Here is a 7,541-nt window from a genome sequence, read left to right as displayed (position 1 = left end):
GGCTCACTCACCACCCGCGGCGATGCGCTCGAGCTCACGCAGGATGTGTTCCTCGACCGTTTCGGCGAGTGCCTGCACGGTCTGCGCGGTCATGACGTCCCGTGGTGTCAGCGACACGTCGAATGCCGCGTTGGTCCGTGCGGAGATCAATACGCTCTGAATGGAGTCACCACCGAGGTCGAAGAAGTTGTCGCCGACGCCGATCCGGTCGACGCCGAGCACCGCGGACCAGATCTCCGCGACGACACTTTCCGTGTCGGTGCGCGGGGCCACGTGGTCGGCTCGCGCGGTCTGGCTCCAGTCGGGCGCGGGCAGGGCGTTGCGGTCGAGCTTCCCGTTGCTGTTCAACGGCAACTGGCCGATGACGACGAACGCCGCCGGGACCATGTGATCCGGCAGGGTGGCCGCTGCCGACGCCCGGAGCCCGTCCACGTCCACCTGGCCGTTCGCGGGCACGACGTACGCCACGAGCTGTTTGCGGCCCTGGTCGGACCGCGCCACCACGACAGCGGACGAGACACTCGGGTGCTCGGTCAGGACGGTCTCGATCTCGCCGGGTTCGATCCGGAAACCGCGGACCTTGACCTGGTGGTCGGACCGGCCGAGGTACTCGATCGTCCCGTCCGGGCGCCTGCGCACGACGTCACCGGTCTGGTACATCCGGGCGCCGTCCGAGCCGTACGGGTCGGGCAGGAACCGGTTCGCGGTCAGCCCGGGCTGGCCGAGGTAACCGCGTGCCACACCCGCGCCGCCGATGTACAGCTCACCAGCGGCACCGACAGGCATCGGCCGCAGACTGCCGTCCAGGACATAGGCGCGGGCGTTGGACACCGGGCGGCCGATGGTCGGCATCTCGGCACCGCCGGAATACCAGGCGGTCGCGTACACAGTGGCCTCTGTGGGGCCGTAGGCGTTGACGATCTGCGCCCCCGGGACCGCTTCCCGCAGCGCGCTGAACACCCTTTGCGGCAACGCCTCACCGGCGAGGACGAGAGTTTCCGCCTCGACACGCAGGCCCGGCCCGTCCAGCAGGTTGGCGAACACCGACGGGACACCGCTGGCCAGGCTGCCCTGCCAGGGACGTTCGGCCAGTACCAGCAGGTCCTGGACCAGTTCGATGCTGCCGCCGGACATCAGCGGCGCGAAGATCTCGAACACCGACACGTCGAAGTTCAACGAGGTCGACGCCAGGACGTGGGACATGTCGCCGACGTTGGCCGCGGCCCAGTGCATCAGGTTGACCGCGCTGCGGTGCGACACCATGACGCCTTTGGGACGTCCGGTCGATCCTGACGTATGGATCACGTACGCGAGGTGGTCGGGTCGGTGTGGCTCGATCCGCTCCTCGTCGGTCACGTTGTCGCACGGCAGCGCGGTGTCTTCGATCACCTCCGTCAGCACACAGATGGGTTCCACGTCAGCGAGGATCATTTGCTTGCGGTCGGGCGGGTACGCGGGGTCGACCGGCACGTACCCACCGCCTGCTTTGAGGACCGCCAGTGCCGCGACGACCATGTCCGGTGTGCGCGGCAACGACAGCGCGACTGTCTTCTCCGGACCGACGCCCTGCGCGATCAGCCGGCGTGCCAACCGGTTGGCGCGTGCGTTCAGCTCGGCGTAGGTGACGTTCCCGCCGCAATGCCGTACGGCCACCGCGTCGGGGGTCCGCGCGGCCTGGTGCTGGAACATCTCGGTCAGCGTGATGTCCGGGACCTCGTCGCCGGTCTCGTTCCACGACTCGATCTGGCCGCGTTCGGTCGCGGTGAGGATCGACAGGTCCCCCAGGCTGCGTGCCGGGTCCGCGACCAGGTCCGCCAGCAGGACACCGAGGTGTTCGCTGATCCGGTCGACGGTGTTCTCGTCGAAGCGGTCGCGTTCGAACCCGAGCACGATCTTCAGGCGCCTGCCCGGGTAGATCGTCGCGCTGAGCGAGTAGTTGGTCGCCTCGATCGCGGTCATGTCCGTGATCCGCAGGCCGTGCAGCGAGTCCGCGGGGTAGTTCTCGAAAACCAGGATGCTGTCGAACAGCTCCACACCACCGGACACACCGCTGCAGGCCTGCAGGCGCGACAACGGCAGGTACTCGTGCTGCCGCGCCTCGGTCTGCTGTTGCTGCAGTGCCCGCAGCCAGTCCGCGACGGTCGCGGACGAGTCCACATCGGACCGCACGGGCAACGTGTTGATGAGGATTCCGGTGATGCCGTCGGGCAGGTCCGCCGGGCGGCCGGACACGGTCGCGCCGAAGCACACGTCACGCTGGCCGCTGTACCGGGACAGCAGCAACGCCCACACGCCCTGGATGACGGTGTTCAGCGTGAGCCGGTGCTGTTTGGCGAACTCGTACAGCCGTGCCGAGGCTTGTTCGTCGAGTTCGAGCGGGACCTGGGCCGCGGAACGCGGTGCACGGGAGGACACGCGGTCGTACGGCAGTGGCGTCGGAGCGGTGAAGTCACCGAGCACGCGGCGCCAGTATTCCTCCGCCGGGCCGTCGTCCCGCCCGCGAAGCCATTCGACGTAGTCGCGGAACGGCGGCCGGTCGGGTACTTCCGCGCCGGTGTAGCGGGCGAAGACGTCGTTGAGGACCTGGAAGATGCTCCACCCGTCGAGCAGGACGTGGTGGAAGGTCCACAGCACGCGGACCTCGTCACCGGGCAGCCGCGCCAGCGCGATCCGCATCAGCGGCGCCTTGCTCAGGTCGATGCCCTCGGCACGGTCCTTGGCCAGCAGACTCCGCAGCGCTCGTTCCGCGCGTGCCTCGGAGTACCGCGACCAGTCGAGCACGGTGACCGGCAGCGTCACGTCGTCGCGGACGACCTGGACCGGCTCCTCGACGCCCTGCCACACGATCGCACTGCGCAGCACCGGCGTCCTGGCGACGATGTGCTGCCACGCCTTGGCCAGGCGCATCACGTTGTCCACGCCGCCGAGCACGAACGTGGTCTGCTGGAAGTACGTTCCCTCGTCGGGTTCGGACAGGTCGTGGAAGACCATCCCGGCCTGCATCGGGGTCAGCGGGTAGATGTCCGACGCGGCGGGCCCGATCCGGTCGATCTGCTCCTGGGTCAGCGTGGCGAGCGGGAAGTCCGACGGTGTCCGGCCGCCGCCGGGTTCCCGCACGATCTGCCGCAGCGCCGTCGCCAGCTCGTCCGACAGGTTCTCGATCGTCGCGGCGGTGTGCACGTTCGACGAGTAGAACCACGTGAGCTCGAGACAGCCGCGTTCGACCTTGCCGACCAGGTCGATCAGGTGGAACCGGTGGTGCGCCGGGCTGGCGTCGAGGTCGAGACCGCCGATCCCCCGGTACAGCTCGCCTTCCGGCCAGTCCAGCCTGCCGAGGTAGTTGAAGCTCACTTGCGGCCGAGGCCCGGAGCCGAGCACGCCGTAGGACAAACCGTTGCGCGGCACCGCCCTCAGCTGTTCCTTGACCGACTTGAGGGTGCTGCCCCACGCCGTGTCCGGGACGTGCAGAGCGACCGGGAACATCGTGGTGAACCAGCCGACGGTCCTGGACAGGTCGGCGCCGCCGAACTCCTCCCGGCCGTGCCCTTCCAGGTCGACCAGCACGTCGTCGCGGCCGGTCCACCGGCCGAGCACCCGGCCGACCGCGCTGAGCAGCACGTCGTTGGCCCGCGAGTGGTACCGCTTCGGCAGGTCGCGCAGCAGCGCGTCGGTTTCGCGTTCGGTGAGCCTGGTCGTGACCGTCCGGGTGCTCGCGACCGTGTTCGGCCCGTCCTTGTCCACCGGTACCGGCCCGGGGTCGCCGACCGCGGCCCAGTAGGCGGCGTCCGCGCTGAAGTCGTGCTCCGCCAACATCCTCGACCAGTCCAGGAAGGACGTCGTCTTGGCGCCGAGGTCGACCGGTTCGCCGCGGACCACCTGCTGGTAGGCGGTGTTGAGGTCTTCGAGGAGGATGCGCCACGACACGCCGTCGACGACGAGGTGGTGCACGGCGATCAGCACGGTCGTCCGGTCGATCAGGATCGCCTTGATCATCGGACCGTCGGCGAGATCGATGCCTTCGCCGACGAGGATGCGTTCCTGCACCGGGGCGACGCGCTGGACTCGGTGCCCGTCGGACGTCTCGAACCGCATCCGAAGCGCGTCGTGGTGCTCGATCAGCGCCTTGGCGGCCTGCTCCAACGCCTCGGGGTCGTAGCCGTCCACCAGCTCGACCACCAGGGACTGGTTGAAGTGTTCGGGGTCGACCGGGTGGTTGTCGAAGAACCACCGCTGGATCGGCGTCAACGGCGCTTCGCCGACGACCGGCCCCTGGTCGACGACGGTCACGGTCTCGGTGGCCACAGTGGCCAGTGCGGCAACGGTCTGGCGGTCGAAGATGTCCTTCGCGGTCACCGTCATCCCGGCCTGCTTGGCCTTGGCCACCACGCGGATCGCCAGGATCGAGTCGCCGCCGAGCTCGAAGAAGTTGTCACGGACGCCAACCTTCGGCACGCCGAGCACGTCGGCGAAGATCTTGACGAGCTTCTCCTCGGCCGGGGTGCGCGCGGCGACGTAGCCGCTCGGCACGGGCGCGACCTGCTGCGGGACGACGGCCGGGTGCGGGCCGAGTTCGCCGACGAACCGGTCCGGGTCCGTGACGACCGCGTCCAGCAGTTCGTGCAGCCTGCTCGACAGGCGTTCCATCGTGCTCGGCTCGAACAGGTCCTTGTCGTACTCGAGGACCACGAGCAGCTCGTCGCCACGTGGCCAGAACTCGATGACCAGGTCGAACCGCGCGTGCGGCCTCGGCAGGTCGTACGGTTTCACGCGCAGGCCCGCGACCTCGCGTGGCCGGACGATCTCGTTGTGCAGCACCACGACCGCGTGCAGCCGGTCGGTCTCCAGCTGTTCGAACGGGACGTCCTCGTTGGCGAACGCCGCCAGCACGGTCGCGCGGACCTGCCCGACGAAGTCGGCGAACCGCAGCCCGGGATCCACATCGGACCGCAGGACCAGCGTGTTGACGAAGAAGCCCGCCACACCGTCCAGTTCGGAACGGTTGCGGCCGGAGCTGACGCTGCCGATGGCGACGTCACGCTCACCTGTCCAGCCGGACAGCAGCACGTTCACCGCGGCGGCCAACGTCGTGAACAGGGTCGCGCCGTGCGCCTGGCCCATCCGTGCCAGGCGCCGCACGAGGTCCGCGTCCAGCCTGCTGCGGTGCACCGCACCGGAAGGCCCAGGCCGCCCGGTGCGGGCGTGGTCGGCGGGCAGCCGCAACGGCCGCATCCCGGCCAGTTTCCGCTGCCAGTAGGCGAGTTGCCCGCTGACGTCCCGGTTGCGCTGCCAGACCGCGAAGTCCGCGTACTGGACCGGCAGCGACGGCAGTTCGGCCGCGCCGGCGTACACCGACCACAGCTCGTCGAGCAGCACGTCGACCGACCAGCCGTCGGTGATGATGTGGTGCTGGCACAGGACGAACACGTGGTCGTCCGCGCCGAGGCGGATCAGCACGGCCCGGGACAGCGGTCCGCGGCGCAGGTCGAACGGGCGCGCGAGCTCAGCCGCGACACAGGTGGACGAATCGCTGACGTACAGCGGGATCTCACTGTCCGCACCGATCACCTGGACCGGTTCGCCGTGCACGACGCCGAACGTCGTGCGCAGGATCTCGTGCCGGTCCACCAGCGCCGCGAGCGCCGAGCGCAGCTTGCCGACGTCGACCTGGCCGGTGATCCGGACGCCGATCGCCGTGTTGTTGCCTGCCCCGATCAGCTCGTCCTGCACCCAAAGCCGCTGCTGGGCAGGGGAAAGCGGATACACGTGGCCGCGCTCGGCCCGTTGGATCGGCGTGGCGGTGGCCGCGTCCGGCACGAGCGCGGCGAGGCTCGCGATGGTCCTGGCGTCGAACACCGCGTGGGCGGGCAGGTCGACACCGAGTTCGGTGCGGATCAGGGCGAGCACCCGGTTGCCGAGGATCGAGTCGCCACCGAGGAAACCGAAGTCGTCCTCGATGCCGACCCGGTCGACACCCAGGACGTCAGCCCAGATGCGAGCCAGCGTGCGTTCGACCTCGGTACGCGGCTCGACGTACGACGGACCGGCCTCCACGACCGGCGCGGGCAACGCCGAACGATCCAGCTTGCCGTTGGGGCTCAACGGGAATTCGCGCAACACGACGAACGCCGCCGGGACCATGTAGTCGGGCAGCACGTCCGCGACCCAGTCGCGCAGGTCCGGTTCCCCTGCCGAGGTCACGTACGCGACCAGCCGTTTGAGGCCCTGGTCGACGCGGGCGATCACGACGGCGCCGTCCACCTCCGGATGGCCGCGCAGCACCGCCTCGATCTCGCCGGGTTCGATCCGGTAGCCGCGGATCTTGACCTGGTGGTCGGCCCGGCCGACGAACTCCAGCTCACCCGAGGCGGTCCAGCGCACCACGTCACCGGTGCGGTACATCCGGCTGCCGGGCGGGCCGAAGGGATCGGCCACGAACCGCGTCGCCGTCAGCCCCGGCCGGTTGAGGTAGCCACGGGCCAGGCCGGCACCGGAGACGTAGAGCTCCCCGGTCTGTGCCGGGCGCAGTGCCTCGTCGAGCACGTGTGTCGTGGTGTTCCAGATGGCGCTGCCGATGGGCGGAGGCGAATCGCTCGGCACAAGCGGGGCACTCCAGGTCGCCACCACGGTGCACTCGGTCGGGCCGTACGCGTTGATCATCTGGCGTCCAGGCGCCCAGTGACGCACGAGCTCGGCGTCACACGCGTCGCCGCCCACGATCAGGCAGCGGAAGTCCGGCAACGCGGCGGCGATGGACGACGGCACGGTCGCCAGCGCGACCGGCGGGATCAAGGCGTGGGTGATGCGCGAACGGCCGAGTACTTCGGCAAGTCGATCCCCCAGCAGCGGGCCGGGCGGCGGGACGACCAACGCCGCACCTGCGGGCAGTGACATGCACAGCTCCAGCACGGAGGCGTCGAAGCTCGGCGAGGAGAACTGCAGCACGCGGTCCCCCGGTTTGACGGAGAAACGGTCGATCTCCGCCGCGGAGAAACTGGCCAGCCCGCGGTGGGTGACCACGACACCTTTCGGGCGGCCCGTCGACCCGGACGTGTAGATGACGTACGCGGGGTGGTCCACGCTCGACGCCACCCGCGGTGACCAGGACGGCATCTCGTCGATCGCGGGATCGCGCAGGTCAGCGCGGGTGAGCGTGAGCACGGGAGCGGCGTCGGCGAGCATCATCTCGATGCGCTCGGCCGGGTAGTCCGGGTCGACCGGCAGGAAGGCGGCACCCGCCTTCAGCACCGCCAGCTGAGCGACGACGATGTCGGCTGACCGGGGCATCAGCAGCGCGACGACGCGCTCCGGGCCCGCACCGCGGGCGACGAGCAGATGGGCCAGGCGGTTCGCCCGTTCGTCCAGTTCGGCGTATCTGATCACCGCGTCGTCGTGCCGGATCGCCGGTAAGCCGGGCGTGCGCCCGACCTGCCGCTCGAACATTTTCGACAATGTCAGCGGCGGAATCCGGACTCGTTCGCCCATACCAAGGACAGCATTGTTCGACAACATGACCAGGGCACCTTTCAGGTGTGTTCAATGAC

1 pseudogene is annotated in these 7,541 nt (G+C 69.4%); it reads right to left on the bottom strand.

Annotation, left to right across the window (positions count from 1 at the left end):
• Window positions 1–3: 3 nt before the first annotated feature.
• Window positions 4–7,452, bottom strand: a pseudogene (locus tag AOZ06_RS10865) (amino acid adenylation domain-containing protein); the annotation flags it as partial.
• Window positions 7,453–7,541 lie beyond the last annotated feature (89 nt).

The sequence above is a fragment of the Kibdelosporangium phytohabitans genome (assembly GCF_001302585.1).
Lineage (GTDB): Bacteria > Actinomycetota > Actinomycetes > Mycobacteriales > Pseudonocardiaceae > Kibdelosporangium > Kibdelosporangium phytohabitans.
The sequence above is the reverse complement of the archived record's forward strand: the minus strand, read 5'-3'. Positions and strand labels throughout refer to the sequence as shown.